Origin of the sequence: Shewanella sp. 10N.286.45.A1 (genome assembly GCF_041470405.1) — a bacterium.
Classification (GTDB): Bacteria; Pseudomonadota; Gammaproteobacteria; order Enterobacterales; family Shewanellaceae; genus Shewanella.
This window is the reverse complement of sequence record NZ_JBFRMK010000015.1, coordinates 1-20,988: the sequence shown is the minus strand read 5'-3', so window position 1 is coordinate 20,988 and position 20,988 is coordinate 1. Positions and strand designations below refer to the sequence as shown.

Genomic DNA, 20,988 nt, shown 5'->3' with positions numbered 1-20,988 from the left:
ATATTAAAGATGATCAACCCAAAGAAAATCGAAGATGTAGCAAAGCAGCTTAGCGAAAACCTACCTACAGGCCTTAAGCAGTTTGCGGGTGAGTTTGAAGAGCGTAGCAAGCAAGTACTGCAAAATCAGTTACAGAAGCTAGATGTTGTTTCTCGCGAAGAGTTTGAAGTACAGCAACATGTATTGATCAAAACCCGCGAAAAGCTAGAAGCACTGCAAGCTCAAGTCGATGCACTTGAAGCAAAGCTTAACTCTGAAAACTAGTTTTTACACAATAAAAAAGCACCTTAACTGGTGCTTTTTTATTGGCTCATTGACCAGCCTACGTCTTGATTGCATCATGCTTGGCAAACAAGATGACACAACAAGCCAGTAGTGCTAAATCTTTAACAATGAACTGACCACTGCCCGTGAGTACTGGAAAACCCAAGCTGGTTTCATAGCCTGGCAAAGTGATAACAAAAGTCTGTGTTGCCGCAAACGTCAGTGCAGCGATACTCAAACCAAAAACATAAGCTTTACCAGACCAAGGTGCGAGTAAAATACCTATTACTGCCAACAGTTCAACCGCTCCGATAAAGTAAGAGCCATGCAGTACGCTAAACAGTGAATAGATCCAGCTAAATAGCGGACTAGTACTCATCAATCCTTCAATACCATCAGCCTCTATTTGAGTGAACTTCATGCCACCAATCCACACCATGACCAGCAAAATCCCCGCCAAAGCTAACTTAACTGCAAGCTTATTAACCCTTGTATTGCCGGCATAGTGGGAAGCGATAAATAGCGATACAGCAACTATCCCTAAGTACTTTATCAGCCCTTGCCCAGCGCCAATAGCCGGAAAACCTCCTAAAGCATCAATCCAAACAGGGTGGGTGAACATCATCAACAACGGCACCGTTGCCAAGCCCGCATAAACATAGATGATAATCTGGCTCCAACGATAACTTGGCACAATAAGCGCAGCTAAAGTAACAAGCTGCATAACGCCTAATACAGCAGACAACCAAGGAAGATCAGGTAAGTTAACAGCCTGCAGTTGTTTAGCAAAATAACTAACATCGTCAGCAGTGAAGCGAGTTACCGCGGTAAGTAGCAAAAAACTACCCAATAACCAACGCGATATAAATACGCTGTTGGCAACAACTATGGATTTAAGCGACGTAAACATTAAGCGGTTCCTATTCTCATTCAATACTGGTTTCAGCAATAGACCTGCACTTTGCCAAAAGCCTTTCAAACATTTTGCACCCCAGTTAAAGAAGATTAATTTACACTTCATGCTGTTGGGCTAGCATAGTGCGCTATCAAGGATTAATCTTGCCGTGCTCAAACCTACATGACTGCACCGCCACCATCTTGCTTATCGAGGCTGCTATTGAACCATTTACACCGTGACACTAAAGCCAGTACCAAACTCATGTTGATTGGCTGGGGCGTATTACTGGTTATCCCCGCGTGCTTATATGCGTTTTCAGTAACCATGTTCCCTCGTATTGAACTTGATGCAGCTTTCGCACAACTACTTTACTGGATAACCAGCACAGGTACTGCACCGTACGGGATAGCCACCGGTATTGTTATTCTTATCGCTTGTTACCAATCACTAAAAAGAGCCGAATTCTTAAAGCTAGTCATGGCCGTTTCCATCGCTATGGCAACCACTTTAAGCTTGAATCATTTCCTCAAGCCATACTTTGCCGAACCTAGACCCAATGCCGCACTGATGGCACAGGAGTCACTGCTTAATACCAATGAATTTTATCAACATAACAAAGCCGATAAGCGTGAGTTATTAACTCAATCCATTAAACAGCTCGAACTTAGCCGCAGTGATATCAACCTAAGTCCTGAAATTGAGGGACATTGGCAGCACGAAGTGGGTTACGCCTTCCCTTCTGGTCACACACTTTTCGCCGTCACGCTAGCGCTCGTTGTTAGCTTTTATCTGCTGTTGGCTGGGCAAACTTTATTGCCATTGGTGCTATTGAGTTGGGCCATCAGCATGGGCTTAAGTCGCATGTGGTTAGGCATGCACTGGTCACAAGATGTACTTGCGTCCACAGTCATTGGTGGCCTTATCGCTTTTGCGAGTATTGCCGTCATGCAACAAGTGACATTAAGTAGCCACTGGCTGCGGAAACTATCGACAAACAATAGGTGAAATAGCACAACACCTTGAACTTCAATAGAATTTAGGTATCCTCCCTAGGACATTACTTAAATCCTAAGAGAGATCCCAATGGCTGAGCTTCAACTGGACAAGATTGATCTGCATATTCTTAAGCTGGTGCAGCAACATGGAAAATTGTCTAACCAAGAGCTAGCTGAAAAAGTGGGTCTCTCCCCTTCGCCGTGTTCTCGCAGGGTAAAAGCACTAGAAGAAGCGGGCTACATAGCGGGTTATGCTACCTTGCTAAGTCCGGCACATTTTGACTTAGCATTAACTGCATATATCCACGTTCGCCTTGAAAAACACTCCAGCGAAACACTGGAAAACTTCGAAGCAACGGTCGCTTCATACGATGAAGTACAAGAGTGTTGTTTACTAACCGGTAGCGATGCAGATTACCAACTTAAAGTGCTAGTAAAGGATATGCCAGCCTTTAAAGTGTTCCTACTCGACAAGCTGACCACCAATGAAAAAATCGCCGGTGTACACTCAAGCTTTGTGCTAAAACAGGTTAAAAACCAAACTCAAATTCCATTACCTCAGTCTGCAGATTAATAAGTCTCAGTTAACAGCATTCTCCTCTGTTGCGACTATAATCTGTGGATTCGGTCGCACTTTGCTAACTAATTCAAAAATGATTAAATTGCGTAGCGCTGATGCCAAACATTTTTCAGCGCACAATAGTCTCGAAAAAATTGACAAGAGAAACTATAAATCTTAATTGAATGCCTTTTAAAGCGCTTTATTATCGTTACTTAAGTATTTACCGAATAGTTTTTGCGTTGACCTATTGAGTTAAAGCTCTATTATGCGCGCTCTTTCAATGGTTCGAGATTAGGTATGAGTACAGTAAAACAGGGGCACTTCAGTTCTAGAATTGGCTTCATCATGGCTGCAGCAGGCAGCGCAGTTGGTGTGGGTAATATCTGGGGATTTCCAACCCAAGCAGCCACTCACGGTGGCGGCGCATTTCTACTGGTATACCTTTTCCTGATCCTACTACTCGGCTACCCTATGCTATTAGCAGAATTGATGATTGGTCGTCATGGGCAAACAAACCCCGCAGATGCTATGGCTAAAGTTGCCACTAGTCCAATGGCTAAAAAAATCGGTAAAAGCATCGGCTTTATCTCGATCGTCACCGCCACTTTAATCTGTACCTTCTACAGTATTTTGTCAGGCTGGTTCGTCAGTTTCGCGCTAGCCCCCGTGGCGCAAGTTAGCGGTCAGAGTGATATTGCCGCTTGGCTAATGGATTTCTCACTATCGCGCAATCTTGTATTTACGCTTATCTTTATCGCTATGGTAATCCTAGTGATCCGCCAAGGCGTACAGCAAGGTATTGAGCGCTGGTCAAAACGCCTTATGCCCATGCTACTAATCATCTTAGTCGCTGGCGTGGGTTATATTTTAACTCAGCCAGGAGCTATGCAAGGTCTTGAAGTACTACTGGTTCCTGATTTTAGCCGTATCTTTGAGGCTGAAGTATTAGTTGGTGCGCTAGGGCAAACCTTCTTCTCGCTCACTATCGGAACCGGTGCCATGATGGTTTACGGCGCTTATTTGAGTCAAAAAGAAGATCTAGGCAAACTCACTGCTTATGTCACCTTAACCGATACTAGCGTGGCCTTTCTTGCTGCGTTAATGGTGATCCCTGCCATGTATGTAGCCCAACATAACGGCGTGCAGATTTTTGCCGAAGATGGCAGCCTACTAAATTCAGATACCTTAGTGTTTACTGTATTGCCTGAGCTATTCAAAACCCTAGGTGGCGTGAGCCAGTATCTATTAGCCATTATCTTCTTTATGTTGATGACCATTGCGGGACTCACTTCAGCTATTTCTATTGTTGAAGTGCCCACCAGTTATATTGTCGAGAAGAGCAACTTGAACCGTGATAAAGCGACCTTGCTGGTCGGCGCGGTGATTGCCATTTTATCTATGGTAGTGGTGTTTAACTTCAGCGCGCTATTTGGCTTTATGATCACCATGACCACAGAGCGGGCGCAGCCGCTGATAGCCTTAGGTATCGCGATATTCACTGGCTGGGTGTGGAATCGCAATAAGTTAATCAGCACCATTGCAGCCCAAGATGGCGTTAAAGCTGATAGCTGGTTTTGGAAACTATGGCCTGTATATGTGAAGTTTGTCTGTCCACTGCTGATCATCGTGATCATCATGCAGTTGTTTAGCAAATAACGATTGCGCTAGAGGTTATGATTAAGGTGGAGCCTACGGCAAGTAACAGCCGTGGTGCTTCGCACATTATCTTGTAAAGAGTCGATCCAAGGAGTGGAACACCGAACACTCTTGATTACAAAAAAATCCCCTCTACATACGTTTGTTCAAAGGTAACTTAAAAGCATCAACTCATTAAACGCCGTAACGGCTCAAGAGCATCTGTACGGCTGTATCGAGGTCCTCTATAAGAGTTATATCGTCTGGAAAAGGCGCATATTGACTTACAAGAAAAAAGATAATGCTCATTCATAATGGCAGCTTCGATCTGACTTTTTCACAGTTGGTATTACCCACCCTACCAAATCGCTCAGCTTGCCTGTAATACAGGTGTTGAGATAGCTCCCCAAAGATGGGTGAGCTTATCGCAATCAATGAGAACCATAAAACAACTCATTTGTGGGCATTAGGATAATACCTTAGAACTATACTGAGCTTATTCTGATGAATACATATTGAATTAGAGCTTTAAACTAGAGAGGCGCATCTATACATGCCAGACTGAACCCTTGATATTTTCAATTTATTTAAGGGGTTGCTATGCAAAAATCAAAATTACTTGATTCGATTACAACACGAAAACTTAAGCTCGAGGAAGCCAAAATGATTACTGGAGCAGGTACTCCAGGTCGTGACGGCACTAGAACAGCCTAAAATAGCATGAACCTCAATAAGCAGCCTTTTGAGCTGCTTATTTTAAAACATCGCTAAAATGGAATGAACTTTTGATTTCAAAAACAAGAACTGCGGCACTTTTACTCTCTCCTTTACCTGGGGTTGCTAGCGTACTTTTAGGTTACCGAAAACTAGGGTTTAGCCTCTATATAGCGGCATTTATTTTGCTCCCATCGTTGCGATTTTTAGGCCTAGCCGATACCCCACAAGGATTAATCGCTTGGTTTTTCTCGCTTCATTTACTGATAGCTGTCGGTATCGTCATTGCTTTTCTCCCTAGATACACGAAAGGCAATCAAGCCATAAAAGTCCCTGCCTTAATGGTGTTATCTTACCTTATTGTGAGTTATTACAGCGTGATACATTTCTCGCAGTTCAGCGGATATGCCAAAGCCAAGATTAGTCATAATTCTAGTATTACTCACATTAACGACGGTGAGTTTGTTTTACAGAATATCTATTTTGACCGGAATAAGCTTACAAATGGCGATATAGTCTCTTTTGAAATTAATGGCGAATATTTAGAAAAGCGCATTCATGGCATAGCCGGAGATAACGTCACCGAATGTATGAATTTAGTGTTTATTAATGGAGTCGCCAATACTTGGGTTCAAAATGACGTCAGTAATCAGTGGCAAACACATTACCAAACAGACTATGCGCAAGACTGCCAATACTCTGAAAGCTTTAAAGTGCCAAATGGCTACCTGTATGTATTAGGCGATCAATCGAGAAACAGTAAAGATAGTCGTATTTACGGTCTGGTTAGTACAGCACAAGTTATGGGGAAGCTGTTGTATGTATTGCCAGAAAGAATCTCAGACTTCAGCAGTGAGCAGCCGTTACTTTCGGTAAGTTTCAGTAGCAATTCCTGAATAGCTGCTGAAGCAGGAAGTTAAAGCAATAAAAGAAGCGAAATAATTAAGGCTGCTTAGTTGTACGCAGCCTTAATCTTAAGGCTTAAGCTATCAAGTCTCACACCTTAACCAACACTTCATCTAACGCTTTTATACACAACGCAACATTTTCACGGCGGGCGGCATAGCCCATCAAGCCGATTCGCCAAGCCTTGCCAGCAAGTGCTCCAAGTCCTGCACCAATCTCTAGATTATAGTTTTCGAGCAGCTGCTTACGTACTTTGGCATCATCGATACCTTCTGGAATATAGACCGCGTTTAACTGCGGTAATCTATCCGCTTCAGCCACTACAAATTTGAGCCCTAGACGCTGCAGCCCATGACGCAACACTTGATGCATATCCGCATGACGTTGCCATGCATGCTCTAACCCTTCAAGCGACAACAAACGCAGCGATTCATGCAGCGCATACAATGCGTTTACTGGCGCAGTGTGGTGATAGCTACGTTTACCGCCGCTCTCGCCCGTCCAGTAACCCATCACCAGCGTTTGATCGAGGAACCAACTCTGCACAGGTGTCTTACGCGCTTTCATCTTCTCGACTGCTTTCGGTGAGAACGACACTGGCGATAAACCTGGCACACAAGACAGGCATTTCTGACTACCGGAATAGATGGCATCAATGCCCCACTCATCTACTCTTAGCTCTACGCCACCTAGCGAGGTAACAGCATCAACAATCGATATACAGTCGTGCTGTTTAGCCAATGCACACAGCGCTTTGGCATCTGATAGCGCACCGGTTGAGGTCTCGGCATGCACAAAGGCAAGGAACTTCGCATCAGGGTTTTCAGCTAATGCACTGGCAACTGCATCAACATCGACCGCTTCACCCCACTCGTTATCGACCATTACCGCAACGCCGCCGCAACGTTCGACGTTCTGGCGCATACGTTCACCGAATACACCATTGCGGCAAACTATCACTTTTTCGCCCGGCTCTACCAGATTCACAAAACAGGTTTCCATGCCGGCGCTGCCTGGTGCAGACACCGCTAAAGTCATCTCATTTTTGGTTTGAAATGCATATTGGATCAGGGATTTTAACTCATCCATCATGCCAACAAATAATGGGTCTAGATGACCAATAGTTGGTTTTGCTTGGGCTGCGAGTACCTCAGGATAAACGTCTGAAGGCCCCGGCCCCATCAGCACTCTGCGCGGTGGATTAAATGGTTCGATATAGGGTGCTATTAACATTACATTTCCTTAGAAACAAATACTGTCTGCGGTTAAGCCTGAACTACCGATTGATTTTGTCGAAACAAAAGTCCGTTGATGGCAACAGTCTTACACCAAAAAATATTATTGTTATTTGGTATAAGACCTTATTACAAAAAAGGCTGTAAAACTATAGCTAAACAGTCTTATACCGAACTGTATAAGAAGTTGATCTACTCGGAGTATTTCCTGACGAGCCCATTGAAGCCGAATGAATAAAATTGATTGGTTCTAGCCCAAGCGCTATACAAATAAAAAAAGGGCGCTAATGCGCCCTTTCGTTGGTTCTAATCCTCGTAACCTAACCACTTCTCAATCACGATTATCTAGAAAAAGCTTATAAGCTGGGCTCTTGGTTTCTTCTTGATAGATAAAGCCAAGCTCAGTCAAAAACTGCTGAAAAGCAAGATTGTCGCGCTCAGGTACTTCAAAACCAGCTAACACTCTGCCGTATGCTGCACCATGATTGCGGTAATGAAATAAGCTGATATTCCACTTGCTCTGCAAGGTGGTTAAAAATTTAAACAGAGCGCCAGGATGCTCTGGGAACTCAAAGCTAAACAAGCGCTCCTCTAATGGCTCAGGCGGATGGCCGCCGACCATATAACGCACGTGCAATTTTGCCGTTTCGTCTTGAGATAAATCTTGTACTCCGAAGCCTTCAGACTCGAGGTTGGCAACGATCTCATCAACTTCAGTTTGCCCCTCAGATAAACGAATACCCGCAAATACCACCGCTTTATCGCGACTACTAAAGCGATAGTTGAACTCCGTCATCGCTCGCTTACCAAGCAACTCGCAAAAACGTAGGAAGATCCCCGGACGCTCTGGCACTTTAACCGCTAAAATAGCTTCTTTTTGCTCGCCAAGTTCACAGCGCTCTGACACATAGCGCAAACCATGAAAGTTAACGTTAGCACCGCTTAGAATCGCGGCAACCTTCTCGCCGTTACCATTATTGCCCACGTACTTTTTAAGGCCCGCCAGCGACAATGCCCCCGAAGGTTCGGCAATGGCGCGAGTATCCTCAAAAATATCTTTAACTGCTGCGCAAATTTCATCAGAGGTAACCGTAATCACATCATCAACATATTCACGTGCGAGCCTAAACGGCTCAGCGCCAATCTGCTTAACCGCCACACCGTCAGCAAATAAACCCACTTGAGGCAGTACTACACGCTCTCCAGCATCGAGTGCCGCCTTTAAACAGGCTGAGTCTTCTGGCTCTACACCGATGATCTTAACTTGCGGCATCACAGCTTTATAATAAGCAGCAATCCCCGCGATTAAACCACCGCCGCCAACAGGCACAAATACCACCTCAAGATCGCGCTGTTGCTGCACCATCTCTTGTGCCACAGTGCCTTGGCCAGCAATCACCGCTTCGTCATCAAACGGCGCCACATACACGCGCCCTTCAGTCTTAGATAGATTTTGTGCGTAAGCATTGGCTTGGTCAAACGCTTGGCCATGCAATACCACTTCGCCGCCTAAGCGTTTAACCGCATCGACTTTAATATCGGGAGTGGTTTCTGGCATCACAATAACCGCGCTAATACCACGAGCCGCAGCAGACATCGCGACCCCTTGCGCATGGTTACCCGCAGAGGCGCACACCACGCCACATTCGCACTCCTCTTTCGTTAGCTCGGCAATCTTGTTGTAAGCACCGCGTAGCTTAAAAGAGTGCACTGGCTGCAGATCTTCACGCTTTAAAAATACCTGACAACCTAAACGTGCCGACAGCTTATTAAGGCTAGCAAGCGGGGTTACCTTCGCCACATCATAAACAGAAGACAGTAAGATCTTCTGTAAATAATAGTGGGCCAGATCCAGTTGTGATTGTGATGCTAACGCCAACATAAACTACCTCTCGATTAGCCCAGTTTACTGGTATCGCGCACTGCACCTTTATCGGCACTGGTGGCAAGTAATGCATAAGCTTTAAGTGCCATCGACACCTGTCTAACACGTCCAAGTGGCTTCCAAGCATCTTTGCCGAGTGCTTCCATCGCGGTGCGACGCGCAGCCAACTCAACATCACTAATAGCCAACTTGATTGAACGTGCAGGAATGTCTATCTCAATTCTGTCACCGGTATTAACCAAGGCGATAGTGCCGCCCGCTGCTGCTTCTGGCGAAACGTGACCAATCGATAAACCTGAGGTACCACCAGAGAAACGACCATCGGTAATCAGCGCACATTTAGTGCCTAAACCACGCGATTTAAGGTAGCTAGTTGGGTACAGCATCTCTTGCATACCAGGGCCGCCTTTCGGGCCTTCGTAACGAATAACCACTACGTCACCTTCCACCACTTCGCCACCTAAAATACCAGCAACGGCATCATCTTGACTCTCATACACCCGAGCATTACCGATAAAGGTATGGTTTTCCACTTCAACCCCAGCCGTTTTTACAATGCAACCATTAGCAGCGACGTTGCCAGATAATACGGCTAGGCCACCTTCTTGGCTGAAAGCAAATTCGCGGGTACGGATACATCCCGCTTCACGGTCGACATCAACGCTATCCCAGCGGCAACTTTGGCTAAAGGCTTTGGTGGTTGGAATGCCTGCAGGGCCAGCTGAGAAGAACTTGTGTACCGCTTCATCTTTGCTTTGGGCAATATCGTATTTAGCCAACACTTCAGCCAAGTTTTTACCCGCTACGTGGTAAGCATCATTATGTAATAGACCAGCTCTATCAAGCTCGCCCAAAATACCCATCACGCCACCAGCACGGTGTACATCTTCCATATGGTATTTTGGCGTCGAAGGTGCAACTTTACACAGATGCGGCACAAGACGAGACAAACGGTCAATATCGTCCATGCTGAAATCAACTTCAGCTTCAATTGCCGCTGCAAGCAGATGCAATACCGTATTACTTGAGCCGCCCATGGCTATATCAAGGGTCATAGCATTTTCAAACGCATTAAAGTTAGCGATGTTACGCGGTAGTGCTGACTCATCATCGTCACGGTAGTAACGCGTTGCCAAGTCCATAATACGGCGACCCGCTTCTAAGAATAACTCGCGGCGATCTGCATGAGTCGCCAACATAGAGCCATTACCTGGTAGTGATAAACCAAGGGCTTCAGTTAAACAGTTCATTGAGTTTGCGGTGAACATACCTGAGCATGATCCACACGTTGGGCAAGCACTACGTTCAATCTGTTCACTGTCGGCATCTGATACTCGATCATCAGCGCCTGCTACCATGGCATCCACTAAGTCGAGTTTAATGATGTTGTCAGAAAGCTTGGTTTTGCCCGCTTCCATCGGTCCGCCAGAGACAAAAATCACTGGAATGTTCAGTCTTAAAGCAGCCATCAGCATGCCAGGAGTGATCTTGTCACAGTTAGAGATACATACCAGCGCATCGGCGCAGTGCGCATTAACCATGTACTCAACACTGTCAGCAATTAGCTCACGTGATGGCAGGCTGTAGAGCATACCGCCGTGCCCCATGGCGATACCGTCATCAACCGCAATGGTATTAAACTCTTTGGCGATACCGCCCGCTTCTTCAATTGCGCCCGCCACGAGTGAGCCCATATCTTTAAGATGCACATGGCCCGGTACAAACTGGGTAAACGAGTTAGAGATAGCAATAATTGGCTTACCAAAGTCATTATCTTTAACACCGGTAGCACGCCAAAGCGCACGCGCTCCCGCCATGTTACGACCTTCGGTACTGGTTGCTGAACGTAATTTTGGCATTGCTTTAATCCTTGTTTAGAGAAGGTTCTAGGTGCAAAACACCTGATTGTTACCTTCTATTTTTCAATTCATTGGCCTGAGATATCGTTCTCAGTTTTTATGTTTGACGTTAATCTTTTTCAGCTTTCATGTAGGTCGGTATTTATGCCGACAAACTATCGAGCAACCCCTTTTGTCGACGGGCTGAAGCCCGACCTACAAAACAAAATTTATTGCACGAAGCGGTTAGCTTTTTAAAGGCTCCAGCCAACCCCATTTATCTTCGGTCTCGCCATTGAATAGGCCAAAGAAACTCTGCTGAATTTGCTTGGTGATCTCACCTCGTTTACCGCAACCGACATCGATTCTATCAACGCTGCGCACTGGTACGAGCTCGGCCGCTGTACCAGTCATAAATATTTCGTCAGCCAAGTAAAGGAACTCGCGAGACATGTTCTCCTCTACGACTTCATAACCTTTATCACGCGCCAAGGTGATAATCGTATCGCGAGTTAATCCCATCAGAATAGCCGCTGTGGCCGGTGGTGTGTAGATCTTATTTTTCTTGATCACAAAAATATTGGCGCCAGCCGCTTCACTGACTAAACCATTGGTATCAAGTGCAATACCTTCATCAAAACCATTTCGCTTGGCTTCGGTAGAAACCTGTAGCGATGACAAGTAGTTTCCACCCGCCTTAGCACCAGTTGGAATGGTATTTGGCGCTAAACGATTCCATGATGTAACCGCAACATCAACACCCGCGTCCATGCTATCTTCACCTAGATAAGCACCCCATGGGAAGCCCGCAACCATGACATCGCACTGAGCATCTTTAGGAGGCGTAATGCCCATTCCAACATCACCGTAAAACGCCAGCGGTCGAATATAAGCACTGCTTAACCCGTTAGCCAATACCGCATCGCGACATGCTTGCATCACTTCATCAAAGCTATATGGGATGGGCATACGGTAGATTTTGGCGGAATCAAATAAACGCTGCACATGTTCAGTTAAACGAAAACCTGCAGGTCCATTTGGCGTGTCGTAAACGCGGATCCCTTCAAATACTGATGTACCGTAATGCAGCGCATGAGACATGACATGAACCTTAGCATCACCCCAAGGCATCATTTCACCATTGAACCAGATTAACTCAGCTGTTTTAGCGGCCATATTCTTATCCCTTTGCAGATTCGGTTGTCATGTTTGTTTGACCAGCCAACACTTGGCAGTCAAGTACATCAATTAGTTTGTTTATTTGATTAGTGAGTAACTCAATGGCTCGGTCACTCTGCAGCGACATATCGATGCTGCAGGTATTATTGTCATTGAGCTGCATCGCTAAATTGGTAATGTTAAAACCACGATGGCGGACGACACGTAACACGCGCTCTAGCACTTCTGGTCGCTGCTGCACATTGATTGCGATTGCGTAATTGCTCATGTTTGCTTCTCCATCTCATCCATCATGTCTTGATTTGACGCACCGGGTGGTACTAACGGCCATACGTTGTGTGCATCATCTATCGATACATGCAACAAGAACGGCCCCTCACTGTTGAGCATTTCGTCTAAGCCAGCTTCGACTTCGCTGGCTTGGGTAATGTTTCGACCTGGAATATCAAAGGCGGATGCCATTTTGACAAAATCAGGGTTATCCGACAGATCCGTTTCACTGTAACGCTCTTCAAAGAATAGCTGCTGCCACTGCTTAACCATGCCAAGCTTTTGGTTGTCCACCAGCAGTATTTTAACTGGCAAGCGCTTACGTTTAATGGTGGTAAGTTCCTGCACATTCATCATGAAAGAACCGTCACCCGACACCGCAACCACTGCCGCATTAGGACGAGCAACTTTAGCGCCAATCGCCGCAGGTAAACCAAAGCCCATAGTGCCAAGTCCGGCACTTGAAAGGTGATCTTCTGGGCGTCTAAAGTACATGTGCTGAGCAACCCACATTTGGTGCTGACCCACATCGCAGGCAACGACGCTATCTTCAGGTAATTTCTGTGCCAAACGGTTCAGCATCGCAGGCGCATAAATAAGCTCACCTGGACGGTCGTAACGCCATTGATGCTGTACTTTTAATGCGGCGACTTCTGCTTGCCAATCCGCTATCTGCATTGGTTGGCTTAGTGCAGGTAGGATCTGGCGTAAATCGCCTGCAATTGCTACCTCTGGCATTCTCAATTTACCTAGCTCAGCGGCATCAATGTCTAAGTGCAATACTTTGGCGTTTTCAGCAAATGACGCTAAACGCCCTGTCACCCGATCATCAAAACGCGCGCCAACAACAATCAATAAATCGCATTGCTGCACTGCTAAATTAGCCGCCTTTGAGCCATGCATCCCGAGCATCCCCAAGTAACCTGGAGTCTCATAGCTGATAGCGCCAAGCCCTTTTAATGTCGCAACAGATGGAATGCCAGTTGCCGCAATAAATTGTCTCAATGGCTCAACAGCACTGGCCATACCTACGCCGCCCCCCACATACAGCATAGGCTGTTTAGATTGCTCCAGCAGTGCTTTTGCTGCGTCGATTTGGCTTGGAGTATGCTCTGGTTCAGGCAGTGCTGCTTGCAATGGTGTCTTGTACTCCATCAAAGCGATTTGAATATCTTTTGGGATATCAACCAATACTGGACCAGGTCGACCCGAAGCTGCAATTTCAAAGGCCTGATATAACGTCGGAACTAGCTCTTCAACACTCGTGACCATAAAGCTGTGTTTGGTGCAAGACAGTGACATACCGAGTACATCTATCTCTTGAAACGCATCAGTGCCGATAACGGCAGTTGATACCTGACCTGTGATTGCAACAACAGGCACTGAATCGAGCAATGCATCGGCAAGTGAGGTGATAAGGTTGGTCGCTCCAGGGCCCGAAGTGGCAAAGCAAACTCCCGTTTTGCCACTTGCTCTGGCGTAGCCTACTGCTGCAAATGCAGCACCTTGTTCGTGGCGGCTTAACAGGTGCTCTACCGGGCTACCATAGAGGGCATCGTAAATAGGCATAATAGCGCCACCAGGATAACCAAACACTGTGGTCACACCATGTGCGGCTATCGCTTTTATTACTGCGTCGGCGCCCCGTATCATCTGCCCTTGTTCCATCTGCTCTTGCTCCACTACTCAATATTTCGATAACTCGGTGATAGCTTAATGGCGACCCGCAATCATTTTGGTCGGCCCTTAAACGAAAAAACCCCCGTTCCTTTCGGAGCGGGGGTTGTTTGCAATCTTAAACCTAATTAGGTGTGTCGATTTAGCATGCGCGGCCCCCGCTGTGATCTAATAATCACGACGGTAATAATCACAATAATAATTTGGGCAGCTTGGTTAAACATACGCGACTTGTATTCCTAATAAGGTGTTTGCTTAAATTCGGTATTGGCCTTCATCAATCAGACCACCATTAAGATTTACCACAAAGCGAATAAAAAACACAATGAAAACTTTTGCATCATTAATCACATTCAAGCTTTAGCCTTAAAATTAGCGCTAGCAACTCGGTGTAATAATAATTGACTGCCGCCTCTCTTTATTGTCACTAAGGTGTTAATCGTTAATGTTTTATTGAAAACTTTATCTGTACTCTTAATGGAAGATATTTAAGCCTTGCCTGCAACGAATAAACGTCACAGGCAAGTCACAAATAAATTAGCCTTCTTCGACGATACGTTGCATTTCAGTCATGTAACCACGAAGCTCTGCACCGATAAACTCAACGGCTGTACCACGGATCTCTTCGTTAACTTCGATAAGACGCACGTTATCAACGCCATTGCCGCTATCTTTCAAGCCGCCACCAAGGAACTCAGACGACATGTTGGCAACATAGTCACGTAACATTGGCACTGCAGCGTGGTTGAATAGGTAACAACCGTACTCAGCAGTGTCCGAGATAACCACGTTCATTTCATACAAACGCTTACGGGCAATCGTGTTAGCAATCAGCGGCGTTTCATGTAAAGACTCGTAGTAAGCTGACTCTTCAACGATACCAGCAGCAACCATAGTGTCGAACGCTAGTTCAACACCAGCTTTGATCATGGCAACTAAGAAGATGCCTTTATCAAAGTATGTTTGCTCATCAATCTGCTCATCGGTTTGCGGCGCATTTTCGAAAGCAGTTTCGTTAGTTTCACTACGCCACTTAAGTAGGTTCGCATCATCGTTCGCCCAGTCTTCCATCATGGTTTTAGAGAACTCGCCACCGATGATATCGTCCATGTGCTTTTCGAATAGTGGGCGTAGAATTTCTTTCAATTCTTCAGCCATTTCAAACGCTTTAATTTTAGCTGGATTAGACAGTCTATCCATCATGTGGGTAATACCACCGTGCTTAAGCGCTTCGGTAGTGGTTTCCCAACCCTGTTGGATTAACTTGGCCGCATAGCCAGGCTCAACGCCGTCGGCAACCATCTTCTCGTAACCCAAGATAGCGCCAGTTTGCAGCATGCCACAAAGAATGGTTTGCTCACCCATCAGGTCAGACTTAACTTCAGCGATGAAAGATGAGTGCAATACACCTGCACGATCACCACCCGTTGCGCTAGCGTAAGCTTTAGCAATATCGAAACCTTCATCCTTAGGATCGTTTTCTGGGTGAACAGCAATCAGTGTTGGTACACCAAAGCCACGCTTGTACTCTTCGCGTACTTCAGTACCCGGGCACTTAGGTGCAACCATGATGACAGTGATATCTGGACGAACCTGCATACCCTCTTCAACAATGTTAAAGCCGTGCGAGTAAGACAATGTCGCACCTTGCTTCATCAATGGCATAACCGTGTTTACAGCGTTAGTGTGCTGCTTATCTGGTGTTAGGTTTAATACCAAATCAGCATCAGGAATTAGCTCTTCGATAGTGCCTACGCGGAAACCGTTGCCAGTTGCTTTCTGGTAAGATTCACGTTTCTCATTAATCGCTTGCTCACGTAGTGCAAAAGAGATGTTCAAGCCTGAGTCGCGCATGTTCAAACCTTGGTTTAAACCTTGTGCACCACAACCAAGGATGACAATATTCCAACCCTTGATATGATTACAGCCTTCACTGAACTCACTGCGATCCATAAAGCGGCATTGAGCCAGCTGTTCTAGTTGTTGACGCAAATTCAGAGAGTTAAAATAGTTAGCCATCTGATATACCACCTTGATTCTGGATATTTAAACGGGCTTGCTCAAGCGCGAGCTAAGCTGTGATTGAGATCACTATAGCGCAAGCTTTTCATTGCTTAAAATGATATATTCGGAACATGACGTTGCGTTTTGTGCAACATGGGTATTCGACGCCGGCCTAACAGTTACTCACTGTTAATGCTACTAACAGAGGATGAAAAATTTGGATATTCGCACCATCAAACTCTATTTACATCTGTCTGATAGTTTGCATTTTGCCCGCACCGCCCAAGCGATGCATGTGAGTCCGTCAACACTGAGCCGAGCCATGCAAAGGTTGGAAGAAGAAGTGGGTGCCCAGCTATTTCAGCGTGATAATCGCAGTGTCACTTTAACCAGTGCCGGCGTTGAATATCGCCACTTTGCCGAGCTGACACTCGACCATTGGGGCAAACTAAAAACCAAAATCGATCCTAAGCAAGACTTGCTCAGAGGGCGGCTTAATCTATATTGCTCGGTCACCGCAGCTTATAGTCATCTCCCCGGTTTGCTCGACCGCTTTAGGCGTGAACATCCATTAGTTGAAATAGCCCTAACCACAGGTGATGCCGCTAATGCGGTTAATGAAATTCGTAATAACCGCGCTGATATTGCGATTGCCGCGCTACCAGATCCCTTCCCTGAAAACCTGCATTTTGCCAAAATAGACGACGTGCCATTGTCGATTATCGCACCGACTTTTCGCTGCCAAGTACAAGAGTTGCTAACCGAATCTTACATCCCTTGGGACAGGCTACCCTTTATCGTGCCGGAGCATGGCCCCGGGCGTAAACGTATCGATTACTGGTTTAAAGCACTGGGTCTTACGCCTAATATCTATGCCCAAGTCTCTGGCCAAGAGGCGATAACCTCTATGGTGGCACTGGGTTGTGGCGTGAGCATTACCCCCGAAGTGGTGATTAATAACAGCCCAGTACGAGACCGCATTCAGTTGCTGGCCTCGCCAATTGCTATCCCGCCGTTTGAGCTAGGTTGTTGTTGTAGAGAAAAGCGGGTGCAAGAACCCGTGATCAGCGCATTTTTAGAAGCTATCTAGCTGAGAGCTTGTCATCATTGTTCGATTGAGCACGCACGCCATCAATCATTAGATTACGCAGCCAGCTATGGCTGGGATCTAAGTTAAAGTGTTTATGCCAAACCAGCACATAAGCGCCCGGTTCAACATGTACAGGCACATCCAGACAAACCAAGTCATGACCGGGTAGCATATGCATCACATACTTTTTCGGTGCACATAAGATCAAGTCACTGTGCTGACACAGATCTAAAGCGCTATTAAAGTCTGTCATATTGACTGCTATATCACGCTGAAGATGCTCCAGTCGTAATACATCATCCAGTAGCCAATGCTCCAAGCCACCAAAGGTCACTTGCAAGTGACGATACTTTAAAAAAGTATCGAGATCCCAAGGATCATTAAGTAGTGGATGCCCTTGCCGCACAAGACAAACAGGATAATCACGGATAAGCTCAGCGTAACCTAGCTCGTCGGGGAGGTTATTCATGTGCAGTAAAGAGCGTTTATCCCACTCACGGCAGATGATCCCCAGATCAATTTCGCAGCGCAGCAGCCTATCCATACTGTCAGTCGCCCAAGTTTGACTATTAATGCTCACCTGTGGCGCTTGATTGAGTAAAGTAGGTACAAAATGCGGAAATACTAATGAGTAGGATGTTTCAACCAAATGCATACGGAACCTACGCTGACTATCAGCAGGCTCAAAGCTATTAGGCCGAGTGAACTGGTCAAGGCGTTGCAATACTTCACGCAGCTCTGGCGCTAACTGCAGAGCCCTAGGTGTGGCTTTTAAGCCATAAGCGGTACGCTCAAACAGCTGATCATCAAAGGTCTCTCGCAGCTTACTTAACTGCTTACTCACTGCCGATTGGCTCAGGTGCAATCTCGATGCCGCCGCAGTAACACTTTGCTCCTCAAGCAGCACCTCTAACACTCGCAATAAATTGAAATCTAGCTGTTTCACCAATTACCTTCTCACCCACTAACACCGACTTGGCCTATGATAGTTTTTTTCAGAGGTTAGTGGGTCAGTTTTTGTAAATTAAACTAAGCATCATTAGTCTGCCGTCACAGCAACAATCCACGGCTCGAAACGGCTGCCCCAATTAACTTCAACCGAATAGCGCGGTGCAGTAATATCTCGATAGCCCAATCTCGATAAGCCTTTAAGCGGCTTGGTATCAGCCAGCGGTACCATAATGTGATTGACCAGCAATTGGTTCAAAGACAAACCATAACTATCGCTATTTTGATGGTAATAAGGCTTGGTAAGCCCTTTGACAAAGATCATATTGTCTTGATCCGCAAACTCCGTGGCAAGCGACTGATAATCAGCAGCGGCTTTAACAAAAAACAGCCTGCTATTGATTAACTTCTCTTTCTTCACCATCTCCAGAGCATCATTTTTTAGACGAGTATTGTCTTCATTTGGCTGTGTATTATAGCTGGCGAGCGCTTTCTGGTAACGCAGCTCAGCCTTAACAACTTCAGCGTCATGTAAGGCGCCATCAAACTCCAGAGCCCAATATAGCGGTTGCGACTGCACGCCATAATAGCCTTCATCGGGTAATTCAAACCCGAGGGCTAGCACTTGCTCTTTGCTTAAACGGCTCTCTTTAGCATTATAAGGCTGATAAGCCTCGTCCTCAGCCGAAGGGGAGCGCCATACAATCTGCAAAGACAACCCCGAGTTCTCTTGTTGCGCGCTACTGTTATAGGGAAGCTGCAACTCTCTTTCGGTTAAAGTGACTGCTGCAGTGACCTCATTCAGCCTGTTGTACGCTACACCTGCAAGTGCCACAAGATTGCTGCCAATCAGCAGCAATAACCCCATCAATAAGTATTTCTTCATGATGCGGCTCCTTGATTTAAGTTACTTGAACGAATGCGCTTAAACACCATCAGCGCTAGCAATGCAGACAAACCTAAAATGAAGAAGAATATGTATTTCGGCATCCACTGCCACCACCAATCAAAGAACTTGGTATAGAGGAACAAGATAAAGAACACGTTGCCAGTATTCGTGACCGCCCCCCATTGGCGCTTAACCCCGAGCCAAATAGCGGCAGCTGAAATGACAAAGCCACTGACTTGATAGACACCTTCAACGACTTCAGCGTCCCAATCTAAATAACTAATATCGCCCCAATTCGATAAGATCAGCATAGGCAAAAACAGCATCATCATCGCCGTCACTCTATAGATGGACTCAAAACCTGTGAACGCTCTATGCGAGATAAACTGCGGCAAGGCGAAGATGATTAAGCTGGGTACAAAGAAGTTTTCCGGCCGTTCACCAAAGCTTATCCAATACATGCCCGACCAACTACCCAGTTTCATGGCAATAAAGCCACTGAGACTAACAATACCGAAGAACAACAGTAAGCGCGCATTACAGGCGTAAGCTAATAAAAAGGCAAATGCAGACCAAACAGCAAACGCATTGGGTGACGGGGTAATATTAAAGATCTGCCCCAACATCGACAGATTAAGAACAAAACAGGCCAAGCTAACCAGTGCGGCGATCTTGGAGTAATAACTCCCCTGCTCGGTTTGCGCCAGCTTTAACGACAGCCAAAATAACAGTACTGGCGCCACCACTAAAATAGCGACCTGTACAGGCGTGTTAATGTAACCCCAGAACTGATAGAACAGAAAAAACAGGCTAGTGGCCATCGCCAGCGCACCTAGCATAGAGGCGATTTTCATCCCCAAAGACAGCTGCTTAGATTGGCTACTGATATCGACGTCGTAAACCTTGGCTAAACGTTGTAACAGCTGGTTATGGTAACCATCAAGCTGACTTTTTTGCTCAACGGATATTGCCATAACGTGGTCATGTTCTAACTGTTGCATCTCTTGCTGAAATGCATGGATCTGATCCACCCGTTGCTGCGCATTGGCTGCCGAAAGCGACTTCTCTTGCATAGTTGATTCTCCTTAATCACTGTTTATATTGCCGCAATGCAAGATAAACACAATAGGAAGTCATCATCTCGGGCTGCGATATCAACAGCAGCAGTAATAAAAAAGTGATTAACCAAAGTGGGATCAATATCACCCATTGGCGCGATAACCTCACCTATACTTTAGCGAAAGGTTGATTAGTCAACTTTGCAGGTGATGGGGTTCCACCGACTTAACCGCCAATTTGGCTGATGACTCCTACAGAATCGAAAACAGGTTAGCCTGAGATGACAACCAGCGTTGTCAGCGTATTTCTGTGGGACATGCCCAATCAGTCACTATCTCCGCTTTCTTGTTTTCCTAGCATTTATTTAGGAAAACACTATGCAATACTCTTCAGAAATTCAGTCTATGTGCCCTATCCAGCGGGGCGACTTACATCCGTCTGCTCCCATTCCTATTGAAGGGCGTATGCTCAACCCTAAAGACGTTATCGCTATTTCAGGCCTTAGCCATGGCGTGGGGGCCTGCGCACCGCAACAAGGCGCCGCTAAACTGACTTTAAACGTCAAGCAAGGGATTATCGAAGAAGCGCTAATTGAAACTATTGGCTGCTCAGGAATGACTCATTCAGCAGCGATGGCCGCCGAGATCATCACCGGAAAAACCATACTCGAAGCACTCAACACCGACTTAGTGTGCGACGCCATTAACGTGGCGATGCGTGAGATCTTCCTGCAGTTTGTTTATGGCCGCACTCAATCCGCGTTTTCAGAAGATGGGCTTGAGGTTGGTGCCGCACTTGAAGATTTAGGTAAAACTCAGCGCAGCCAAGTCGGCACGAGCTACTCCACTAACGCCAAAGGTGTGCGCTATATGGAGTTAGCAGAAGGTTATGTTACTTAAAATAATCATTAGAAATAATCATTAGCCAGCCATTGATAATC

General features: G+C 46.0%; 17 protein-coding genes, 1 pseudogene and 1 riboswitch. Of the genes and pseudogenes, 7 read left to right on the top strand and 11 right to left on the bottom strand.

Features of this window, described 5'->3' with window-relative positions; genetic code table 11:
- Positions 1 to 9: 9 nt before the first annotated feature.
- The gene (ubiK, locus tag AB4238_RS01265; protein ID WP_372030707.1) at positions 10 to 264 is read left to right on the top strand and encodes a ubiquinone biosynthesis accessory factor UbiK; all 255 of its coding nucleotides are present in this window, start codon (positions 10 to 12) and stop codon (positions 262 to 264) included.
- A 58-nt stretch (positions 265 to 322) separates the two neighbouring features.
- Here the strand turns inward: ubiK and AB4238_RS01260 are convergent, their stop codons facing one another.
- Positions 323 to 1,285 carry a DUF417 family protein gene (locus AB4238_RS01260; protein WP_372030706.1) on the bottom strand — a complete coding sequence of 321 codons (963 nt, stop codon included), beginning with the start codon at positions 1,283 to 1,285 and terminating at the stop codon, positions 323 to 325.
- Between the two features lie 96 nt (positions 1,286 to 1,381).
- Between AB4238_RS01260 and AB4238_RS01255 the strand changes: the two genes are divergently transcribed.
- The 4 genes from AB4238_RS01255 to lepB all read left to right on the top strand — a co-directional run bounded on the left by AB4238_RS01255 (position 1,382) and on the right by lepB (position 5,964).
- Positions 1,382 to 2,167 carry a phosphatase PAP2 family protein gene (locus AB4238_RS01255; RefSeq protein WP_372030705.1) on the top strand — a complete coding sequence of 262 codons (786 nt, stop codon included), beginning with the start codon at positions 1,382 to 1,384 and terminating at the stop codon, positions 2,165 to 2,167.
- 78 nt (positions 2,168 to 2,245) lie between these two features.
- Positions 2,246 to 2,731, top strand: a complete 486-nt coding sequence (locus AB4238_RS01250; protein WP_371994718.1) for an Lrp/AsnC family transcriptional regulator — start codon at positions 2,246 to 2,248, stop codon at positions 2,729 to 2,731.
- 285 nt (positions 2,732 to 3,016) lie between these two features.
- On the top strand, positions 3,017 to 4,375 hold the full coding sequence (locus AB4238_RS01245) for a sodium-dependent transporter (protein WP_372030704.1): 1,359 nt from the start codon (positions 3,017 to 3,019) through the stop codon (positions 4,373 to 4,375).
- Positions 4,376 to 5,139: 764 nt separating this feature from the next.
- Positions 5,140 to 5,964 carry a signal peptidase I gene (lepB, locus tag AB4238_RS01240; protein ID WP_372030703.1) on the top strand — a complete coding sequence of 275 codons (825 nt, stop codon included), beginning with the start codon at positions 5,140 to 5,142 and terminating at the stop codon, positions 5,962 to 5,964.
- Between the two features lie 100 nt (positions 5,965 to 6,064).
- On the opposite strand, the gene AB4238_RS01235 is transcribed toward lepB, so the two are convergent.
- From AB4238_RS01235 to ilvC, 7 genes are all read right to left on the bottom strand, one after another.
- Complete coding sequence (locus tag AB4238_RS01235; protein ID WP_372030702.1) at positions 6,065 to 7,207, bottom strand: alanine--glyoxylate aminotransferase family protein; 1,143 nt, start codon at positions 7,205 to 7,207, stop codon at positions 6,065 to 6,067.
- Positions 7,208 to 7,540: 333 nt separating this feature from the next.
- Positions 7,541 to 9,091 (bottom strand): threonine ammonia-lyase, biosynthetic, encoded by a 1,551-nt coding sequence (ilvA, locus tag AB4238_RS01230; RefSeq protein ID WP_372030701.1) that lies wholly within the window; start codon positions 9,089 to 9,091, stop codon positions 7,541 to 7,543.
- A 14-nt stretch (positions 9,092 to 9,105) separates the two neighbouring features.
- Positions 9,106 to 10,953, bottom strand: coding sequence for a dihydroxy-acid dehydratase (gene ilvD / locus AB4238_RS01225; protein ID WP_372030700.1), 1,848 nt, complete (start codon positions 10,951 to 10,953; stop codon positions 9,106 to 9,108).
- 225 nt (positions 10,954 to 11,178) lie between these two features.
- Positions 11,179 to 12,108 carry a branched-chain amino acid transaminase gene (locus AB4238_RS01220; RefSeq protein ID WP_372030699.1) on the bottom strand — a complete coding sequence of 310 codons (930 nt, stop codon included), beginning with the start codon at positions 12,106 to 12,108 and terminating at the stop codon, positions 11,179 to 11,181.
- 4 nt (positions 12,109 to 12,112) lie between these two features.
- On the bottom strand, positions 12,113 to 12,379 hold the full coding sequence (ilvM, locus tag AB4238_RS01215) for an acetolactate synthase 2 small subunit (protein WP_220738556.1): 267 nt from the start codon (positions 12,377 to 12,379) through the stop codon (positions 12,113 to 12,115).
- Complete coding sequence (gene ilvG / locus AB4238_RS01210; protein ID WP_372030698.1) at positions 12,376 to 14,049, bottom strand: acetolactate synthase 2 catalytic subunit; 1,674 nt, start codon at positions 14,047 to 14,049, stop codon at positions 12,376 to 12,378. Before ilvG ends, ilvM begins: the two co-directional genes overlap by 4 nt.
- 546 nt (positions 14,050 to 14,595) lie before the next feature.
- Positions 14,596 to 16,077, bottom strand: a complete 1,482-nt coding sequence (gene ilvC, locus AB4238_RS01205) for a ketol-acid reductoisomerase (protein WP_372030697.1) — start codon at positions 16,075 to 16,077, stop codon at positions 14,596 to 14,598.
- Positions 16,078 to 16,279: 202 nt separating this feature from the next.
- Between ilvC and ilvY the strand changes: the two genes are divergently transcribed.
- Positions 16,280 to 17,152, top strand: a complete 873-nt coding sequence (gene ilvY, locus AB4238_RS01200; RefSeq protein ID WP_372030696.1) for an HTH-type transcriptional activator IlvY — start codon at positions 16,280 to 16,282, stop codon at positions 17,150 to 17,152.
- On the opposite strand, the gene AB4238_RS01195 is transcribed toward ilvY, so the two are convergent.
- The 3 genes from AB4238_RS01195 to AB4238_RS01185 all read right to left on the bottom strand — a co-directional run bounded on the left by AB4238_RS01195 (position 17,145) and on the right by AB4238_RS01185 (position 20,062).
- On the bottom strand, positions 17,145 to 18,101 hold the full coding sequence (locus AB4238_RS01195; RefSeq protein WP_372030695.1) for a LysR family transcriptional regulator: 957 nt from the start codon (positions 18,099 to 18,101) through the stop codon (positions 17,145 to 17,147). The two genes, ilvY and AB4238_RS01195, sit on opposite strands and share 8 nt — an antisense overlap.
- Before the next feature lie 90 nt (positions 18,102 to 18,191).
- On the bottom strand, positions 18,192 to 18,986 hold the full coding sequence (locus tag AB4238_RS01190; RefSeq protein WP_372030694.1) for a DUF4824 family protein: 795 nt from the start codon (positions 18,984 to 18,986) through the stop codon (positions 18,192 to 18,194).
- On the bottom strand, positions 18,983 to 20,062 hold the full coding sequence (locus AB4238_RS01185) for a DUF2157 domain-containing protein (RefSeq protein WP_372030693.1): 1,080 nt from the start codon (positions 20,060 to 20,062) through the stop codon (positions 18,983 to 18,985). The genes AB4238_RS01190 and AB4238_RS01185 overlap by 4 nt, the downstream gene beginning before the upstream one ends.
- 182 nt (positions 20,063 to 20,244) lie before the next feature.
- Positions 20,245 to 20,309: riboswitch (Fluoride riboswitch) on the top strand.
- Between the two features lie 116 nt (positions 20,310 to 20,425).
- On the opposite strand from AB4238_RS01185, the pseudogene AB4238_RS01180 reads away from it, so the two are divergent.
- Positions 20,426 to 20,944 (top strand): annotated as a pseudogene (locus tag AB4238_RS01180) (iron-sulfur cluster assembly scaffold protein); the annotation flags it as partial.
- Between the last annotated feature and the right edge of the window lie 44 nt (positions 20,945 to 20,988).